The 17885-nt window shown below is 53.2% G+C and carries 17 protein-coding genes; all 17 read left to right on the forward strand.

Annotation, left to right across the window (positions count from 1 at the left end; translation table 11 throughout):
- The first annotated feature begins 15 nt into the window (after window positions 1-15).
- The 17 genes from mioC to pstA all read left to right on the forward strand — a co-directional run bounded on the left by mioC (window position 16) and on the right by pstA (window position 17875).
- Window positions 16-465 (forward strand): FMN-binding protein MioC, encoded by a 450-nt coding sequence (mioC, locus tag HX884_RS05090; protein ID WP_014833824.1) that lies wholly within the window; start codon window positions 16-18, stop codon window positions 463-465.
- A 374-nt stretch (window positions 466-839) separates the two neighbouring features.
- On the forward strand, window positions 840-2729 hold the full coding sequence (mnmG, locus tag HX884_RS05095; protein ID WP_008500196.1) for a tRNA uridine-5-carboxymethylaminomethyl(34) synthesis enzyme MnmG: 1890 nt from the start codon (window positions 840-842) through the stop codon (window positions 2727-2729).
- A gap of 107 nt (window positions 2730-2836) precedes the next feature.
- On the forward strand, window positions 2837-3460 hold the full coding sequence (gene rsmG, locus HX884_RS05100; RefSeq protein ID WP_178327792.1) for a 16S rRNA (guanine(527)-N(7))-methyltransferase RsmG: 624 nt from the start codon (window positions 2837-2839) through the stop codon (window positions 3458-3460).
- Window positions 3461-4076: 616 nt separating this feature from the next.
- Window positions 4077-4457 (forward strand): F0F1 ATP synthase subunit I, encoded by a 381-nt coding sequence (atpI, locus tag HX884_RS05105; RefSeq protein ID WP_008500194.1) that lies wholly within the window; start codon window positions 4077-4079, stop codon window positions 4455-4457.
- Window positions 4458-4465: 8 nt separating this feature from the next.
- Window positions 4466-5281, forward strand: coding sequence for a F0F1 ATP synthase subunit A (gene atpB, locus HX884_RS05110; RefSeq protein WP_062729987.1), 816 nt, complete (start codon window positions 4466-4468; stop codon window positions 5279-5281).
- A gap of 49 nt (window positions 5282-5330) precedes the next feature.
- Entirely contained in the window at window positions 5331-5570 is a 240-nt protein-coding gene (atpE, locus tag HX884_RS05115; RefSeq protein ID WP_000429386.1) for a F0F1 ATP synthase subunit C, read from the forward strand.
- Window positions 5571-5618: 48 nt separating this feature from the next.
- Entirely contained in the window at window positions 5619-6089 is a 471-nt protein-coding gene (gene atpF / locus HX884_RS05120; protein WP_013099406.1) for a F0F1 ATP synthase subunit B, read from the forward strand.
- A 14-nt stretch (window positions 6090-6103) separates the two neighbouring features.
- Window positions 6104-6637 carry a F0F1 ATP synthase subunit delta gene (gene atpH / locus HX884_RS05125; RefSeq protein ID WP_038982271.1) on the forward strand — a complete coding sequence of 178 codons (534 nt, stop codon included), beginning with the start codon at window positions 6104-6106 and terminating at the stop codon, window positions 6635-6637.
- 12 nt (window positions 6638-6649) lie between these two features.
- Entirely contained in the window at window positions 6650-8191 is a 1542-nt protein-coding gene (gene atpA / locus HX884_RS05130) for a F0F1 ATP synthase subunit alpha (protein WP_003862367.1), read from the forward strand.
- A 51-nt stretch (window positions 8192-8242) separates the two neighbouring features.
- On the forward strand, window positions 8243-9106 hold the full coding sequence (atpG, locus tag HX884_RS05135) for a F0F1 ATP synthase subunit gamma (RefSeq protein WP_003862364.1): 864 nt from the start codon (window positions 8243-8245) through the stop codon (window positions 9104-9106).
- Window positions 9107-9137: 31 nt separating this feature from the next.
- Window positions 9138-10520: a F0F1 ATP synthase subunit beta gene (gene atpD, locus HX884_RS05140; RefSeq protein WP_003862362.1), complete on the forward strand. Its 1383-nt coding sequence runs from the start codon at window positions 9138-9140 to the stop codon at window positions 10518-10520.
- A gap of 20 nt (window positions 10521-10540) precedes the next feature.
- Window positions 10541-10960 (forward strand): F0F1 ATP synthase subunit epsilon, encoded by a 420-nt coding sequence (locus tag HX884_RS05145; RefSeq protein ID WP_006177560.1) that lies wholly within the window; start codon window positions 10541-10543, stop codon window positions 10958-10960.
- Between the two features lie 137 nt (window positions 10961-11097).
- Window positions 11098-12468: a bifunctional UDP-N-acetylglucosamine diphosphorylase/glucosamine-1-phosphate N-acetyltransferase GlmU gene (gene glmU, locus HX884_RS05150; protein WP_013099408.1), complete on the forward strand. Its 1371-nt coding sequence runs from the start codon at window positions 11098-11100 to the stop codon at window positions 12466-12468.
- 237 nt (window positions 12469-12705) lie between these two features.
- The gene (gene glmS, locus HX884_RS05155; protein WP_020690250.1) at window positions 12706-14535 is read left to right on the forward strand and encodes a glutamine--fructose-6-phosphate transaminase (isomerizing); all 1830 of its coding nucleotides are present in this window, start codon (window positions 12706-12708) and stop codon (window positions 14533-14535) included.
- 322 nt (window positions 14536-14857) lie between these two features.
- Window positions 14858-15898, forward strand: coding sequence for a phosphate ABC transporter substrate-binding protein PstS (gene pstS, locus HX884_RS05160; protein ID WP_013099410.1), 1041 nt, complete (start codon window positions 14858-14860; stop codon window positions 15896-15898).
- A gap of 127 nt (window positions 15899-16025) precedes the next feature.
- On the forward strand, window positions 16026-16985 hold the full coding sequence (pstC, locus tag HX884_RS05165) for a phosphate ABC transporter permease PstC (protein ID WP_013099411.1): 960 nt from the start codon (window positions 16026-16028) through the stop codon (window positions 16983-16985).
- Window positions 16985-17875 (forward strand): phosphate ABC transporter permease PstA, encoded by an 891-nt coding sequence (pstA, locus tag HX884_RS05170; RefSeq protein WP_020690249.1) that lies wholly within the window; start codon window positions 16985-16987, stop codon window positions 17873-17875. The genes pstC and pstA overlap by 1 nt, the downstream gene beginning before the upstream one ends.
- The last annotated feature ends 10 nt before the right edge of the window (window positions 17876-17885 follow it).

Consider the following 17885-nt stretch of genomic DNA (forward strand, 5'->3'; position numbering starts at 1 on the left):
CTGAGCGAGCGATCAATGGCGGACATTACCCTTATCAGTGGCAGCACCCTTGGCGGCGCGGAATATGTAGCGGAACATCTGGCTGAGAAGCTGGAGGATGCGGGATTTTCCACACAAACGCTGCACGGGCCTTTGCTTGAAGATCTCCCGACTGATGGGGTCTGGCTGGTGATCACCTCCACGCATGGCGCAGGCGATCTACCGGATAACCTGCAACCTTTATATGACGAACTGCAGGAACAGCAGCCAGACCTGTCAAACGTGCGTTTTGGCGCAGTGGGTATTGGCAGCCGTGAATATGACACCTTCTGCGGTGCTATAGAGAAAGTCGAAGCCGCTGTCACCGCCTGCGGAGCTAAACAGGTGGGTGAAACGCTGAAGATCAACATCCTCGATCATGATATTCCGGAGGATCCGGCTGAGATCTGGCTGGGTGAATGGAAAAAATTACTCAAAAACGATTAAAGATCGCGCGAACAGATGTGGATAACTCTGGTTAAAAGCTCGTATTAAGCAGTAGTTATCCAAAGAACAACGTTGAAGTCGTTTTTGCCCTGTGTATAAAGTCGCGATCTGATCCCAGCTTATACGGGCCAGGATCACCGATCATTCACAGCAAACGATCCTTTCTAACCCCATGATCTTCTTTATGAGATCGGACTTATCCACAAAGGTCCGCGATCCTAATAAGAGATCACAATAGAACAGATCTCTAAATAAAAAGATCTTCTTTTTAATAGCCCAGGATCCCAATGCTTTCTCGAAAGACTAAAGTTGAGTAGAATCCACGGCCCGGGCTTCAATCCATTTTCATACCGCTTTACGCGAGGCAGACCACCATGTTTTATCAGGATCCTTTTGACGTCATCATCATTGGCGGGGGTCACGCAGGCACTGAGGCCGCAATGGCCGCAGCGCGAATGGGTCAGCAGACCCTGCTTTTGACACACAATATCGACACGCTTGGACAAATGTCCTGTAATCCGGCGATTGGCGGCATTGGGAAAGGACACCTGGTAAAAGAAGTGGATGCACTTGGCGGCCTGATGGCGAAAGCGATCGATCACGCAGGCATTCAGTTTAGGATACTAAACGCCAGTAAAGGCCCCGCTGTCCGTGCGACCCGCGCTCAGGCAGACCGGGTACTTTATCGTCAGGCGGTGCGTACCGCCCTGGAGAACCAGCCGAACCTGATGATCTTCCAGCAGGCAGTGGAAGATCTTATCGTGGAGAACGATCGTGTCGTTGGCGCGGTTACCCAGATGGGGCTCAAATTCCGCGCCAAAGCGGTTGTTCTGACCGTCGGGACATTCCTGGACGGTAAGATCCATATCGGTCTGGATAATTACAGCGGTGGACGTGCTGGCGATCCGCCATCTATCCCACTGTCACGCCGTCTGCGTGAACTGCCGCTGCGTGTCAGCCGTCTGAAAACCGGTACTCCACCGCGTATTGATGCGCGCACCATTGATTTCAGCGTGCTGGCACAACAGCACGGCGATAACCCAATGCCGGTCTTCTCGTTCATGGGCAATGCAGCGCAGCATCCGCAGCAGGTACCGTGCTATATCACGCATACCAACGAAAAAACCCATGACGTGATCCGCAATAACCTCGATCGCAGCCCAATGTACGCCGGCGTGATCGAAGGGATCGGCCCACGCTATTGCCCGTCGATCGAAGACAAAGTCATGCGCTTTGCCGATCGTAACCAGCACCAGATCTTCCTGGAGCCAGAAGGGCTGACCTCGAACGAAATCTATCCGAACGGCATCTCCACCAGCCTGCCGTTCGATGTGCAGATGCAAATTGTTCGCTCAATGCAGGGGATGGAGAATGCGAAAATCGTTCGCCCTGGCTACGCTATTGAGTACGATTTCTTCGATCCGCGTGACCTGAAGCCAACTCTGGAGAGCAAATTCATCCACGGTCTGTTCTTCGCAGGTCAGATTAACGGCACCACCGGTTACGAAGAAGCTGCTGCACAGGGCCTGCTGGCCGGTCTGAACGCCGCCCGTTTCTCTGCCGAGAAAGAGGGCTGGGCTCCGGCGCGTTCTCAGGCTTATCTGGGCGTGCTGGTCGACGATCTCTGCACGCTGGGCACCAAAGAACCGTACCGTATGTTTACCTCTCGCGCAGAATATCGCCTGATGCTGCGCGAAGATAACGCCGACCTGCGTCTGACCGAAATGGGTCGTGAGCTGGGTCTGGTGGATGACGAACGCTGGGCGCGCTTCAACGAGAAACTGGAGCGCATTGAGCAGGAACGTCAGCGCCTGAAAACGACCTGGGTTAATCCGCAGGCTGAAACCGCTGCGGAAGTGAACGCTCACTTAACTGCGCCGCTCTCGCGCGAAGCCAGCGGTGAAGATCTGCTGCGTCGCCCGGAAGTGACCTATGAGAATCTGGTGAAACTCACCGCCTTTGCCCCGGGTCTTGAAGACGCTGAAGCGGCAGAGCAGGTTGAGATCCAGGTGAAATACGAAGGTTACATCGCGCGTCAGCAGGATGAGATCGAAAAGCAGCAGCGTAACGAAAACACGCTGCTGCCGGAAATGCTGGACTATCGTCAGGTGACGGGGCTGTCCAACGAGGTGATCGCCAAGCTGAACGATCACAAACCGGTGTCGATCGGCCAGGCCTCCCGCATCTCGGGCGTTACCCCAGCAGCGATTTCGATTCTGCTGGTGTGGCTGAAAAAGCAGGGCATGCTGCGCCGCAGCGCGTAATATGTGTAATTCGCCCGGTGGCGCTGCGCTTACCGGGCCTACAGAACTCCGTAGGGCGGGTTAGCGAAGCGTCACCCGCCACTTAAGTCTCTCAACAGGTATTCACCGTGCTCAATAAACTCTCTCGTCTGCTGGATCAGGCAGGTATTTCGCTCACCGATCACCAGAAAAATCAGCTGGTGGCCTATGTCGATATGCTGAACAAATGGAATAAAGCGTACAACCTCACCTCCGTACGCGACCCCAACGAGATGCTGATTCGCCATATTCTCGATAGCATTGTGGTTGCGCCGTACCTGAACGGTGAGCGCTTTATCGATGTGGGCACGGGTCCTGGCCTGCCGGGTATTCCCCTGTCAATTGTCCGCCCGGAAAGCCATTTCACGCTGCTGGATAGCCTTGGCAAGCGCGTGCGTTTTTTGCGCCAGGTACAGCATGAGCTGAAGCTTGAGAACATCACGCCTGTGCAAAGCAGGGTAGAGGAGTTTCCGGCAGAGCCACCGTTCGACGGGGTTATCAGCCGTGCGTTTGCTTCGCTTAATGACATGGTGAGCTGGTGTAAGCACTTACCGGCAGAGAATGGCCGTTTTTATGCGCTGAAAGGGCAGTTGCCCTGCGATGAAATTGAACAGCTTCCGGACGGTTTTGCCGTCGAGTCCATTGAGAAATTACAGATTCCTCAGCTCGAAGGCGAACGTCATCTGGTGATAATTAAGCCAAACAATTTTTAAAAATTTAATAAAAAATGTGGAATTTGTGCTGTTCTGTCAGTGTTAAAAAACAGCACAACACAACGGATTTTGCCGGAGAGAATTTAACCGTGTTTTTACTAAGGGTTTTCTAATGGTTAACTTCCTCACCATTGTTCACCCTGAAGATAATCAACCACGAAAATATCAGCCTGCTAAAAGTGGAAAGCAGCAACCAGAATGCAATGTTAAATATTTATTAAGAATGTCAATAAAAGGTTTTTATTGTATACGGGGCTGTTTTGAAAATAGTTGCGACATTTTATCTTTAATTTCAGAAAGATGAAATTAAGCGATTTACGAGTTTGATAAATACAACCTTATCGCAAATGTGTATTTTGTGATCTCGTGCACGCTTTGTAGTCAACGTTTTCGCGCTGTTTGCAGTTTTGCTCGAAGGTCGGGGCTTTCATCAAAAGTTGAAAAATAGCGGCGGGGAAAAATATTTAAACATTTATTCACCTTTTCGCTACTTAATGTTTGAAATCACGGGTGCGCACCGTATAATTTGACCGCTTTTTGATGCTTGACTCTGAGCCTTAAAGGACGTTTTATACGACACGCGGCATACCTCGAAGGGAGCAGGAGTAAAAACGTGATGTCTGTGTCGCTCTTGAGTAGAAACGTTGCTCGTAAGCTTCTGTTCATTCAGTTTCTGGCTGTGATAGCAAGTGGACTGCTGTTTAGCCTCAAAGACCCCTTCTGGGGCATCTCCGCCGTGTGCGGGGGTTTGGCGGTTGTGCTGCCAAACGTGTTGTTTATGATTTTTGCCTGGCGTCATCAGGCGCATACACCTGCCAAAGGCCGCGTGGCCTGGTCCTTCGCCCTCGGCGAAGTGTGTAAGGTGTTGCTGACCTTTGCTCTACTGGTGATGGCGCTGGCGGTTTTGAAAGTGGTATTCATGCCGCTGATAGCTACGTGGGTTTTGGTGCTGGTGGTACAAGTTCTGGCTCCAGCTGTAATCAATAACAAAGGGTAAAAGGCATCATGGCTTCAGAAAATATGACGCCGCAGGATTACATAGGTCACCATCTGAATAACCTTCAGCTGGACCTGCGTACATTCTCGCTGGTGGATCCGCATAACCCCCCGGCCACCTTCTGGACGATCAACATCGACTCCATGTTCTTCTCGGTGGTTTTGGGTCTTCTGTTCCTGGCCATGTTCCGCGGTGTTGCTAAAAAGGCGACCAGCGGTGTTCCAGGGAAATTCCAGACGTTCGTTGAGATGATCATCGGCTTCGTCCATGGCAGCGTGAAAGACATGTACCATGGTAAGAGCAAGCTGATTGCGCCACTGGCACTGACCGTGTTTGTGTGGGTCTTCCTGATGAACCTGATGGACCTGCTGCCAATTGACCTTCTGCCGTTTATCGGCGAGCACATCTTCGGCCTGCCTGCGCTGCGTGTGGTTCCGTCTGCTGACGTGAACATCACCCTGTCGATGGCGCTGGGCGTGTTTATCCTGATTCTTTTCTACAGCATCAAAATGAAAGGCGTAAGCGGCTTTGTGAAAGAGCTTACCTTGCAGCCGTTCAACCACTGGGCGTTTATTCCGGTCAACCTGATCCTGGAAGGCGTTAGCCTGCTGTCCAAACCTGTTTCACTGGGTCTGCGACTGTTCGGCAACATGTATGCGGGTGAGCTGATTTTCATTCTGATCGCGGGTCTTCTGCCGTGGTGGTCACAGTGGGTTCTGAATGTGCCGTGGGCCATTTTCCACATCCTGATCATTACGCTGCAAGCCTTTATCTTCATGGTTCTGACGATCGTCTATCTGTCGATGGCGTCTGAAGAGCACTGATTTTTTACCAACACTACTACGTTTTAATTGAAACAAACTGGAGACTGTCATGGAAAACCTGAATATGGATCTGCTGTACATGGCTGCCGCTGTGATGATGGGTCTGGCGGCTATCGGTGCTGCGATCGGTATCGGCATCCTCGGGGGCAAATTCCTGGAAGGCGCTGCGCGTCAACCTGATCTGATTCCTCTGCTGCGTACTCAGTTCTTTATCGTTATGGGTCTGGTGGATGCTATCCCAATGATCGCTGTAGGTCTGGGTCTGTACGTGATGTTTGCTGTCGCGTAGTAGTTGTTTTAAAACCCCAAGCCACAGAAATTTAAGAGGTATTGTGCTGTGAACATGAACGCAACAATCCTCGGCCAGGCCATCGCGTTTATTATCTTTGTCTGGTTCTGCATGAAGTATGTATGGCCGCCTTTAATGGCTGCCATCGAAAAACGTCAGAAAGAAATTGCTGACGGTCTGGCTTCTGCAGAACGTGCAAAGAAAGATTTGGACCTTGCACAGGCCAACGCGACAGACCAGCTGAAAAAAGCGAAAGCGGAAGCTCAGGTAATCATCGAACAGGCTAACAAACGCCGTTCTCAGATCCTGGACGAAGCCAAAGCTGAAGCAGAACAGGAACGTACTAAGATCGTGACACAGGCTCAGGCTGAAATTGAAGCTGAGCGTAAACGTGCTCGTGAAGAACTGCGTAAGCAGGTTGCGATTCTGGCTGTTGCTGGCGCCGAGAAGATCATCGAACGTTCCGTGGATGAAGCTGCTAACAGCGACATCGTGGACAAACTTGTCGCTGAACTGTAAGGAGGGAGGGGCTGATGTCTGAATTTGTTACGGTAGCTCGCCCCTACGCCAAAGCAGCTTTTGACTTTGCTGTCGAACACCAAAATGTCGATCGCTGGCAGAATATGCTGGCGTTTGCCGCTGAGGTGACGAAAAACGAACAAATGGCCGAGTTGCTTTCTGGTGCATTAGCACCTGAAACCCTCGCCGCGTCGTTCATCGCCGTGTGCGGAGAGCAACTGGATGCCAACGGCCAGAACCTGATTAAGGTAATGGCAGAAAATGGTCGTCTCCGTGTGCTCCCGGATGTTCTCGAGCAGTTTGAGCACTTACGTGCCCTTAGTGAAGCTATTGCTGAAGTTGAAGTAACTTCTGCGACTGAACTGAGTCATGAACAGCTTGCGAAAATTACCGCCGCGATGGAAAAACGTCTGTCACGCAAAGTTAAGCTGAATTGCAAAATCGATAAGTCTGTAATGGCAGGCGTAATCATCCGCTCGGGTGATATGGTCATTGATGGCAGCGTACGCGGCCGTCTTGAGCGCCTTGCAGACGTCTTGCAGTCTTAAGGGGACTGGAGCATGCAACTGAATTCCACCGAAATCAGCGAACTGATCAAGCAGCGCATTGCTCAGTTCAATGTTGTGAGCGAAGCTCATAACGAAGGTACTATTGTTTCTGTAAGTGACGGTGTTATCCGCATCCACGGCCTGGCCGATTGTATGCAGGGTGAGATGATTTCCCTGCCGGGTAACCGTTACGCTATCGCACTGAACCTGGAGCGCGACTCCGTAGGTGCAGTTGTGATGGGTCCATACGCTGACCTCGCCGAAGGCATGAAGGTTAAGTGTACTGGCCGTATTCTGGAAGTTCCGGTTGGCCGTGGCCTGCTGGGTCGTGTTGTTAACACCCTGGGTGCACCAATCGACGGTAAAGGTCCGGTTGAGCACGATGGCTTCTCTCCAATCGAAGTTATCGCACCGGGCGTTATCGACCGTCAGTCCGTAGATCAGCCTGTTCAGACGGGTTATAAGTCCGTTGATGCCATGATCCCAATCGGTCGTGGTCAGCGTGAACTGATCATCGGTGACCGTCAGACCGGTAAAACCGCGATGGCTATCGATGCCATCATCAACCAGCGTGACTCCGGCATCAAATGTGTGTACGTGGCTATCGGCCAGAAAGCGTCCACCATTTCTAACGTGGTTCGTAAACTGGAAGAGCACGGCGCGCTGTCTAACACCATCGTTGTTGTGGCTACCGCTTCTGAATCTGCTGCACTGCAATACCTGGCGCCATACGCCGGTTGTGCAATGGGTGAATACTTCCGTGACCGCGGTGAAGATGCACTGATCGTATACGATGACCTGTCTAAACAGGCTGTTGCTTATCGTCAGGTTTCCCTGCTGCTCCGTCGTCCACCAGGACGTGAAGCGTTCCCTGGCGACGTATTCTACCTCCACTCTCGTCTGCTGGAGCGTGCTTCCCGCGTTAACGCGGAATACGTCGAGAACTTCACCAAAGGTGAAGTGAAGGGTAAAACGGGCTCTCTGACCGCGCTGCCGATCATTGAAACCCAGGCGGGTGACGTTTCTGCGTTCGTTCCGACCAACGTAATCTCCATTACCGATGGTCAGATCTTCCTGGAAACCAACCTGTTTAACTCCGGTATTCGTCCGGCGGTTAACCCGGGTATCTCCGTATCCCGTGTAGGTGGTGCTGCTCAGACCAAGATCATCAAGAAACTGTCCGGTGGTATCCGTACCGCGCTGGCACAGTATCGTGAACTGGCTGCGTTCTCTCAGTTCGCATCCGATCTGGACGAAGCAACCCGTAAACAGCTGAGCCACGGTCAGAAAGTGACCGAGCTGCTGAAGCAGAAACAGTACGCACCAATGTCTGTTGCTCAGCAGGGCCTGGTACTGTTCGCGGCTGAACGCGGTTACCTCGAAGATGTGGAACTGGCGAAAATCGGTAGCTTCGAAGCCGCTCTGCTGGCTTACGTCGACCGTGATCACGCTCCGCTGATGCAAGAGATCAACCAGACCGGTGGCTATAACGACGAAATCGAAGGCAAGCTGAAAGCTATCCTCGATTCCTTCAAAGCAACCCAATCCTGGTAATCGTCCGGCGGCTTGTCTCAGGACAAGCCGCCTGGCATTGAGGAGAAGCTCATGGCCGGCGCAAAAGAGATACGTAGTAAGATCGCAAGCGTCCAGAACACGCAAAAGATCACTAAAGCGATGGAGATGGTCGCCGCTTCCAAAATGCGTAAATCGCAGGATCGCATGGCGGCCAGCCGTCCTTATGCAGAAACCATGCGCAAAGTGATTGGTCACCTTGCAAACGGTAATCTGGAATATAAGCACCCTTACCTGGAAGAACGCGACGTTAAGCGCGTGGGCTACCTGGTGGTGTCGACCGACCGTGGTCTGTGTGGCGGCTTGAACATTAACCTGTTCAAAAAACTGCTGGCGGATATGAAAGGCTGGTCCGATAAAGGCGTTCAGTGCGACCTCGCATTGATCGGCTCTAAAGGCGTCTCTTTCTTTAACTCCGTTGGTGGCAACATTGTCGCTCAGGTGACCGGTATGGGTGATAACCCGTCCCTGTCCGAACTGATCGGCCCGGTTAAAGTGATGTTGCAGGCCTATGATGAAGGCCGTCTGGACAGACTGTACGTTGTCAGCAACAAATTTATTAACACCATGTCTCAGGTGCCAACGCTCACTCAGATGCTGCCTTTACCGGCTTCAGAAGATGACGAGCTGAAACAGAAAGCCTGGGATTACCTGTATGAACCCGATCCGAAACCGCTGCTGGATACCCTGCTGCGTCGTTACGTTGAATCTCAGGTTTATCAGGGCGTTGTAGAAAACCTGGCCAGCGAGCAGGCCGCACGAATGGTGGCGATGAAAGCCGCGACCGATAATGGCGGCAGCCTGATTAAAGAGCTGCAGTTGGTTTACAACAAAGCTCGTCAGGCCAGCATTACTCAGGAACTCACCGAGATCGTCTCGGGGGCCGCCGCGGTTTAACCAGGTTTACGAATTACGTAGAGGATTCAAGATGGCTACTGGAAAGATTGTCCAGGTAATCGGCGCCGTGGTGGACGTCGAGTTCCCTCAGGACGCCGTACCACGCGTGTACGACGCGCTTGAGGTACAGAATGGTAACGAGAGCCTGGTGCTGGAAGTTCAGCAGCAGCTCGGCGGCGGTATCGTGCGTACCATCGCGATGGGTTCTTCCGACGGTCTGCGTCGTGGTCTGGAAGTTAAAGACCTTGAGCACCCGATCGAAGTCCCGGTAGGTAAAGCAACACTGGGTCGTATCATGAACGTATTGGGTCAGCCAATCGACATGAAAGGCGACATCGGTGAAGAAGAGCGTTGGGCTATCCACCGCGCGGCACCTTCCTACGAAGAGCTGTCCAGCTCTCAGGAACTGCTGGAAACCGGTATCAAAGTTATCGACCTGATGTGTCCGTTTGCGAAGGGCGGTAAAGTTGGTCTGTTCGGTGGTGCGGGTGTAGGTAAAACCGTAAACATGATGGAGCTGATCCGTAACATCGCGATCGAGCACTCCGGTTACTCCGTATTTGCGGGCGTAGGTGAACGTACTCGTGAGGGTAACGACTTCTACCACGAAATGACCGACTCTAACGTTCTGGACAAAGTATCCCTGGTTTACGGCCAGATGAACGAGCCACCAGGAAACCGTCTGCGCGTTGCGCTGACTGGTCTGACGATGGCTGAGAAGTTCCGTGACGAAGGCCGTGACGTTCTGCTGTTCGTTGATAACATCTACCGTTACACCCTGGCCGGTACTGAAGTATCTGCACTGCTGGGTCGTATGCCTTCAGCGGTAGGTTATCAGCCTACGCTGGCGGAAGAGATGGGTGTTCTTCAGGAACGTATCACCTCTACCAAAACCGGTTCTATCACTTCCGTTCAGGCGGTATACGTACCTGCGGATGACTTGACTGACCCATCTCCAGCAACCACCTTTGCGCACTTAGATGCAACCGTGGTACTGAGCCGTCAGATCGCGTCTCTGGGTATCTACCCGGCCGTTGACCCGCTGGACTCCACCAGCCGTCAGTTGGATCCACTGGTTGTTGGTCAGGAACACTACGACACCGCGCGTGGCGTACAGTCCCTGCTGCAGCGTTACCAGGAACTGAAAGACATCATCGCCATCCTGGGTATGGATGAACTGTCTGAAGAAGACAAACTGGTGGTAGCACGTGCGCGTAAGATCCAGCGCTTCCTGTCCCAGCCGTTCTTCGTTGCGGAAGTATTCACCGGTTCTCCAGGTAAATACGTTTCCCTGAAAGACACCATCCGTGGCTTTAAAGGCATCATGGAAGGCGAATACGATCACCTGCCAGAGCAGGCGTTCTACATGGTTGGTTCCATCGAAGAAGCTGTGGAAAAAGCCAAAAAACTTTAACGCCTTAATCGGAGGGTGATATGGCAATGACTTACCACCTGGACGTCGTCAGCGCAGAGCAACAAATGTTCTCTGGTCTGGTCGAGAAAATCCAGGTAACGGGTAGTGAAGGTGAACTGGGTATCTTCCCGGGTCACGCACCGCTGCTCACCGCCATTAAGCCTGGTATGATCCGCATCGTTAAACAGTTCGGTCACGAAGAGTTTATCTATCTGTCCGGCGGCATTCTTGAAGTGCAGCCTGGCAGTGTGACCGTTCTGGCCGATACCGCTATTCGTGGCCAGGATCTCGACGAAGCGCGAGCCCTGGAATCGAAGCGTAAGGCTGAAGAGCACATTAGCAGCTCTCATGGTGACGTGGATTACGCTCAGGCGTCTGCGGAGCTGGCCAAAGCGATCGCCAAACTGCGCGTTATCGAGTTGACCAAAAAAGCGATGTAACACCGGCTTGAAAAGCACAAAAGCCAGTCTGGATACCAGGCTGGCTTTTTTTTCGTCCTTAATTCATGACGAAAAAGATGTAGAATTTTAAGCACCAAACGTTTTTACTTCTCACTCAAACTACCGTCAGGATGCGTATGTCAAACAGTGCGATGAGCGTGGTGATCCTTGCCGCAGGCAAAGGTACCCGCATGTATTCCGATCTGCCTAAAGTGCTTCATACACTGGCAGGAAAGCCAATGGTGCAGCATGTTATTGATGCAGCAAATGAATTGGGCGCTCGCCAGGTTCACCTGGTCTATGGCCACGGCGGCGATCTGCTTAAAAAGTCGCTGAGCGATGACAAGCTCAACTGGGTGCTTCAGGCTGAACAGCTGGGAACCGGCCACGCAATGCAGCAGGCAGCACCGTTCTTTGCCGATGACGAAGACATTCTGATGCTCTACGGCGATGTTCCGCTGATCTCCATCGACACACTGACTCGCCTGCGTGAAGCCAAACCGCAGGGCGGTATCGGTTTATTAACCGTCGTGCTGGACGATCCGACCGGCTACGGCCGCATCACCCGTGAAAACGGCAACGTCACGGGTATCGTTGAACATAAAGACGCCAGCGAAGCACAGCGCCAGATTCAGGAGATCAACACCGGTATCCTGATGGCTAACGGCGCGGACATGAAGCGCTGGCTGTCTAAGCTCAACAACAACAACGCGCAGGGTGAATACTACATCACCGACATCATTGCGATGGCGTACCAGGAAGGGCGTGAGATTGCGGCGGTTCACCCGGCGCGTATCAGCGAAACCGAAGGGGTGAATAACCGCCTTCAGCTTTCCCGTCTGGAGCGTGTTTATCAGTCCGAACAGGCCGAAAAACTGCTGCTGGCCGGCGTGATGCTGCGCGATCCGGCGCGTTTCGATCTGCGTGGAACGTTAACGCACGGGCGCGACGTTGAAATTGATACTAACGTTATCCTGGAAGGTAACGTCACACTGGGTAACCGCGTCAAAATTGGTGCGGGCTGTGTGATCAAAAACAGCATCATCGGTGATGATTGCGAAATTAGCCCATACAGCGTGGTGGAAGATGCCCGTCTTGACGCAGCGTGCACTATTGGGCCGTTCGCGCGTCTGCGCCCGGGGGCTGAGCTGCTGGAAGGCTCACATGTTGGAAACTTCGTTGAGATGAAAAAAGCGCGTCTGGGTAAAGGCTCTAAAGCCGGTCATTTGACCTATCTGGGCGATGCGGAAATTGGCGACAACGTGAATATTGGCGCAGGAACGATTACCTGCAACTATGACGGCGCGAATAAGTTTAAAACCATCATCGGTGATGATGTGTTTGTTGGTTCCGACACTCAGCTGGTGGCGCCTGTTACCGTGGGTAACGGCGTAACGATTGCCGCCGGGACAACCGTTACGCGCGATATCGCCGAAAACGAACTGGTATTAAGCCGTGTGCCGCAGGTGCACAAGCAGGGCTGGAAACGCCCTGTGAAGAAGAAGTAACGGATTTACCCCTCACCCTAACCCTCTCCCCAAAGGGAGAGGGGATCGTTCGGTGCGGTGTTTTTCTCCCTCGCCCCTTTGGGGAGAGGGCCGGGGTGAGGGGATAATATAATCCTCCCCCCACAAGCAGTACCCATAACAATAACCCCACTCTCTACAAGGCTCGGGGTGCCCGGAAAGGGCAAATACAGGTCAGCGACAACGCATGGCATAACGCCATAATCAGGAAATCTAACTATGTGTGGAATTGTTGGCGCAGTTGCGCAGCGTGATATTGCTGAAATCCTTCTCGAAGGTTTACGTCGTCTGGAATACCGTGGCTACGACTCTGCCGGTCTGGCAGTAGTGGATGCAGAAGGTCATATGACCCGTCTGCGTCGCCTCGGTAAAGTGCAGATGCTGGCCCAGGCCGCGGAAGAACACCCGCTGCACGGTGGTACCGGTATTGCGCATACCCGCTGGGCGACACACGGCGAACCGTCTGAAGGCAACGCGCACCCGCATGTGTCTGAACACATCGTGGTCGTGCATAACGGCATTATCGAAAACCACGAACCGCTGCGCGAAGAACTGAAAGCGCGCGGCTATACCTTCGTTTCTGAAACCGATACCGAAGTGATTGCGCACCTGGTGCACTGGGAGCTGGCACAGGGCGGCACGTTACGTGACGCGGTGCTGCGCGCGATCCCACAGCTGCGCGGTGCGTACGGTACGGTGATCATGGACTCCCGCGATCCGTCCACCCTGCTGGCGGCGCGTTCCGGTAGTCCAATGGTTATCGGTATGGGCATGGGCGAAAACTTTATCGCTTCTGACCAACTGGCGCTCCTGCCGGTCACCCGCCGCTTTATCTTCCTGGAAGAGGGTGATATCGCAGAAGTGACTCGCCGCAGCGTGACGGTATTTGATACCAAAGGCGAGCAGGTGAAACGCCCTGAAATTGAATCCAATCTGCAGTACGACGCGGGCGACAAAGGCGCTTACCGTCACTACATGCAGAAAGAGATTTACGAGCAGCCAAACGCCATCAAAAACACCCTGACCGGTCGTATCAGCCACGGTGAAGTGGACCTGAGCGAACTGGGTGCCAACGCAAACGAGCTGCTCAGCAAGGTTGAGCACATTCAGATTGTGGCCTGCGGTACCTCCTACAACTCCGGGATGGTCTCTCGCTACTGGTTTGAGTCGCTGGCTGGCGTGCCGTGCGATGTGGAAATCGCCTCTGAATTCCGCTACCGTAAATCCGCCGTGCGTCGTAACAGCCTGATGATCACCCTTTCTCAGTCTGGCGAAACGGCAGATACCCTGGCGGCGCTGCGTCTCTCTAAAGAGCTGGGTTACCTGGGATCGCTGGCTATCTGTAACGTGCCGGGCTCATCGCTGGTGCGTGAATCCGATCTGGCGCTGATGACCAAAGCGGGCACTGAAATCGGCGTGGCCTCCACCAAAGCGTTTACCACGCAGCTGACGGTTCTGCTGATGCTGGTGGCGAAACTGGCGCGTCTGAAAGGGCTGGATGCTTCTGTTGAGCATGACATCGTTCATGGTCTGCAGGCACTGCCAAGCCGTATTGAGCAGATGCTGTCTCAGGACAAGCGCATTGAAGCCCTGGCTGAAGATTTCTCTGACAAGCACCACGCCCTGTTCCTCGGCCGTGGCGACCAGTACCCCATTGCGCTGGAAGGCGCGCTGAAGCTGAAAGAGATCTCCTACATCCACGCTGAAGCCTACGCGGCAGGCGAGCTGAAACACGGCCCGCTGGCGCTGATTGACGCGGATATGCCGGTTATCGTTGTGGCACCTAACAACGAACTGCTGGAAAAACTGAAGTCCAACATTGAAGAAGTTCGCGCCCGCGGTGGTGTGCTGTACGTCTTCGCTGATAAGGACGCCGGTTTTGCCAGCAGCGACAACATGCACATCATCGAGATGCCGCACGTAGAAGAGGTTATTGCCCCTATCTTCTACACCGTGCCGCTGCAGTTACTGGCTTACCACGTTGCGCTGATCAAAGGCACCGACGTTGACCAGCCGCGTAACCTGGCGAAATCGGTCACCGTAGAATAATCCCTCCAGGCTCCACCTTCGGGTGGAGCTTTTTTACCCTGCCTGGTTTGTTTTTAATCAACGCATTCGCGTTTTTATTTATGACAATCTGTCATCTTCAGCTACTTTTTTCAGTGTCACATAAAGAAAATATTTCTGAAAAGTTGTTGTCATGATTGTGGCTAACATGATGATAAATCAGGAATCTTTCGCTGGTTTTTAAGCTAAATTTCCATTGTCATAAAACTGTCATAATTCGTACATTTATCTGTCACCTGTTTGTCCTATTTTGCTCATCGTAGCCACTTAAACAATGATTTACGAAATCCTTGCAGGAGACATTATGAAAGTTATGCGTACCACTGTCGCAACTGTTGTCGCCGCGACCTTATCTCTGAGCGCTTTCTCTGTATTCGCAGAAGCAAGCCTGACTGGCGCTGGTGCAACCTTCCCTGCGCCGGTGTATGCCAAATGGGCGGATACCTACCAGAAAGAAACCGGTAACAAGGTTAACTATCAGGGTATCGGCTCCTCCGGTGGCGTGAAACAAATTACCGCAAACACCGTTGATTTCGGCGCATCCGACGCTCCGCTGTCTGATGACAAACTGGCTCAGGAAGGCCTGTTCCAGTTCCCGACCGTAATCGGTGGTGTAGTTCTGGCGATCAACCTGCCGGGCGTGAAGTCCGGTGAGCTGGTGCTGGACGGCAAAACCCTGGGTGATATCTACCTGGGCAAAATCAAAAAATGGGATGACGAAGCCATCGCTAAGCTCAACCCTGGCCTGAAGCTGCCTTCTCAGAACATCGCCGTGGTTCGCCGCGCGGATGGTTCTGGTACCTCTTTCGTCTTCACCAGCTACCTGGCGAAGGTGAACGAAGAGTGGAAATCTAAAGTCGGTTCCGGCTCTACCGTTAACTGGCCAACCGGTCTGGGCGGTAAAGGGAACGACGGTATCGCCGCGTTCGTACAGCGTCTGCCAGGTTCTATCGGTTACGTAGAATATGCGTACGCCAAGCAGAACAACCTGTCCTACACCAAACTGGTTTCTGCTGATGGCAAACCTGTCAGCCCGACTGAAGAGAACTTTGCCAACGCTGCAAAAGGCGCTGACTGGAGCAAATCCTTCGCTCAGGACCTGACTAATCAGAAAGGTGAAGACGCGTGGCCAATCACCTCTACCACCTTCATTCTGGTTCACAAAGAGCAGAAGAAACCTGAGCAGGGTGCAGAAGTGCTGAAGTTCTTCGACTGGGCATACAAAAACGGCGGCAAACAGGCTAATGACCTGGATTATGCCAGCCTGCCAGACAGCGTGGTTGAGCAGATTCGTGCTGCATGGAAAACCAACGTGAAAGACAGCAGCGGTAAAGCGCTGTACTAACAGGATATATTTAACGAAGATGGCGGGTGGCGCTACGCTTACCCGCCCTACGGTTAACGCTGTAGGCCCGGTAAGCGTCAGCGCCACCGGGCATATTCGTAAAACGTCTCAAACAGAAGAGTAATTTATGGCTGCAACCAAGCCTGCATTTAACCCTCCGGGTAAAAAAGGTGACATGATTTTCAGCGCGCTGGTAAAACTGGCTGCGCTGATTGTGCTATTGCTGCTGGGGGGCATTATCGTGTCTCTGATTTTCTCCTCCTGGCCGAGCATTCAGAAATTCGGTTTCTCCTTCCTGTGGACCAAAGAGTGGGACGCGCCGAATGATATCTACGGTGCGCTGGTGCCGATTTACGGCACGCTGGTTACCTCTTTTATCGCCCTGCTGATTGCAGTTCCGGTAAGCTTTGGTATCGCCCTGTTCCTGACGGAACTGGCTCCGGGCTGGCTGCGACGTCCGCTGGGTATCGCCATTGAACTGCTGGCGGCCATTCCAAGTATCGTGTACGGCATGTGGGGTCTGTTTATCTTTGCGCCACTGTTTGCCACGTATTTCCAGGAGCCGGTGGGTAATGTTCTTTCCGCTATTCCGTTTGTGGGGGCGCTGTTCTCCGGCCCGGCATTCGGTATCGGTATTCTGGCGGCTGGTGTGATCCTCGCCATCATGATTATTCCGTACATTGCGGCAGTTATGCGTGATGTGTTCGAACAAACCCCGGTGATGATGAAAGAGTCGGCTTACGGCATTGGCTGCACCACCTGGGAAGTGATCTGGCGTATCGTTCTTCCGTTCACCAAAAATGGGGTGATCGGGGGCGTGATGCTGGGCTTAGGGCGTGCGTTGGGTGAGACCATGGCGGTGACCTTTATCATCGGTAACACCTACCAGCTCGACAGTGCCTCGCTCTATATGCCGGGTAACAGTATTACCTCCGCACTGGCGAACGAATTCGCCGAAGCGGAATCCGGGCTGCACGTGGCGGCGCTGATGGAGCTGGGTCTGATCCTGTTCGTGATTACCTTCATCGTACTGGCGATCTCCAAGCTGATGATCCTGCGTCTCGCGAAAAATGAGGGGGCACGCTAATGGCAACTCTCGAAATGCAAAGCACTGCTCAGCTTGCGGAATCCCGCCGCAAAATGCAGGCGAAGCGTCGTTTCAAAAACCGTATCGCGCTGACGCTCTCGATGGCAACGATGGCATTCGGTCTGTTCTGGCTGATCTGGATCCTCTTCTCTACCGTGGTTCGCGGTATCGACGGCATGTCTCTGGCGCTGTTCACCGAAATGACGCCGCCGCCGAACACGGCGGGTGGTGGACTGGCGAACGCCCTGGCAGGCAGCGGATTGCTGATCCTGTGGGCGACGGTATTCGGTACGCCGCTTGGCATCATGGCGGGTATCTATCTGGCGGAATATGGCCGTAAATCCTGGCTCGCAGAAGTGATTCGTTTCATTAACGACATTCTGCTCTCTGCGCCGTCTATTGTGGTGGGTCTGTTTGTTTACACCATTGTTGTGGCACAAATGGAACACTTCTCCGGCTGGGCGGGTGTGATTGCGCTGGCGCTGCTGCAGGTGCCTATCGTCATTCGTACTACCGAGAACATGCTCAAACTGGTGCCGGACAGTCTGCGTGAAGCGGCGTATGCGCTGGGTACACCAAAGTGGAAAATGATCTCCGCGATTACGCTTAAAGCCTCTGTTTCCGGGATCATGACCGGTATTCTGCTGGCCATTGCCCGTATCGCGGGTGAAACGGCACCGCTGCTGTTTACCGCCCTCTCCAACCAGTTCTGGAGCACGGACATGATGCAGCCGATCGCCAACCTGCCGGTGACGATCTTTAAATTTGCGATGAGCCCATTCGCGGAATGGCAGCAGCTGGCCTGGGCCGGGGTGCTGATCATCACCCTTTGCGTATTGTTGCTGAACATTCTGGCGCGCGTCATTTTCGCGAAGAAGAAACACGGTTAATTTTTTACGG

Origin of the sequence: Enterobacter sp. SECR19-1250, assembly GCF_013391025.1 — a bacterium.
GTDB lineage: Bacteria > Pseudomonadota > Gammaproteobacteria > Enterobacterales > Enterobacteriaceae > Enterobacter > Enterobacter cloacae.

Excerpts from the sequence above, each read along its gene's own strand:
- glmS (WP_020690250.1), top strand. The coding sequence starts at position 12,706 with ATGTGTGGAATTGTTGGCGCAGTTGCGCAGCGTGATATTGCTGAAATC.
- pstC (WP_013099411.1), top strand. The coding sequence starts at position 16,026 with ATGGCTGCAACCAAGCCTGCATTTAACCCTCCGGGTAAAAAAGGTGAC.
- atpG (WP_003862364.1), top strand. The coding sequence starts at position 8,243 with ATGGCCGGCGCAAAAGAGATACGTAGTAAGATCGCAAGCGTCCAGAAC.
- atpE (WP_000429386.1), top strand. The coding sequence starts at position 5,331 with ATGGAAAACCTGAATATGGATCTGCTGTACATGGCTGCCGCTGTGATG.
- atpH (WP_038982271.1), top strand. The coding sequence starts at position 6,104 with ATGTCTGAATTTGTTACGGTAGCTCGCCCCTACGCCAAAGCAGCTTTT.
- atpD (WP_003862362.1), top strand. The coding sequence starts at position 9,138 with ATGGCTACTGGAAAGATTGTCCAGGTAATCGGCGCCGTGGTGGACGTC.
- pstS (WP_013099410.1), top strand. The coding sequence starts at position 14,858 with ATGAAAGTTATGCGTACCACTGTCGCAACTGTTGTCGCCGCGACCTTA.
- HX884_RS05145 (WP_006177560.1), top strand. The coding sequence starts at position 10,541 with ATGGCAATGACTTACCACCTGGACGTCGTCAGCGCAGAGCAACAAATG.
- mnmG (WP_008500196.1), top strand. The coding sequence starts at position 840 with ATGTTTTATCAGGATCCTTTTGACGTCATCATCATTGGCGGGGGTCAC.
- atpI (WP_008500194.1), top strand. The coding sequence starts at position 4,077 with ATGTCTGTGTCGCTCTTGAGTAGAAACGTTGCTCGTAAGCTTCTGTTC.
- glmU (WP_013099408.1), top strand. The coding sequence starts at position 11,098 with ATGTCAAACAGTGCGATGAGCGTGGTGATCCTTGCCGCAGGCAAAGGT.
- pstA (WP_020690249.1), top strand. The coding sequence starts at position 16,985 with ATGGCAACTCTCGAAATGCAAAGCACTGCTCAGCTTGCGGAATCCCGC.
- mioC (WP_014833824.1), top strand. The coding sequence starts at position 16 with ATGGCGGACATTACCCTTATCAGTGGCAGCACCCTTGGCGGCGCGGAA.
- atpA (WP_003862367.1), top strand. The coding sequence starts at position 6,650 with ATGCAACTGAATTCCACCGAAATCAGCGAACTGATCAAGCAGCGCATT.
- atpB (WP_062729987.1), top strand. The coding sequence starts at position 4,466 with ATGGCTTCAGAAAATATGACGCCGCAGGATTACATAGGTCACCATCTG.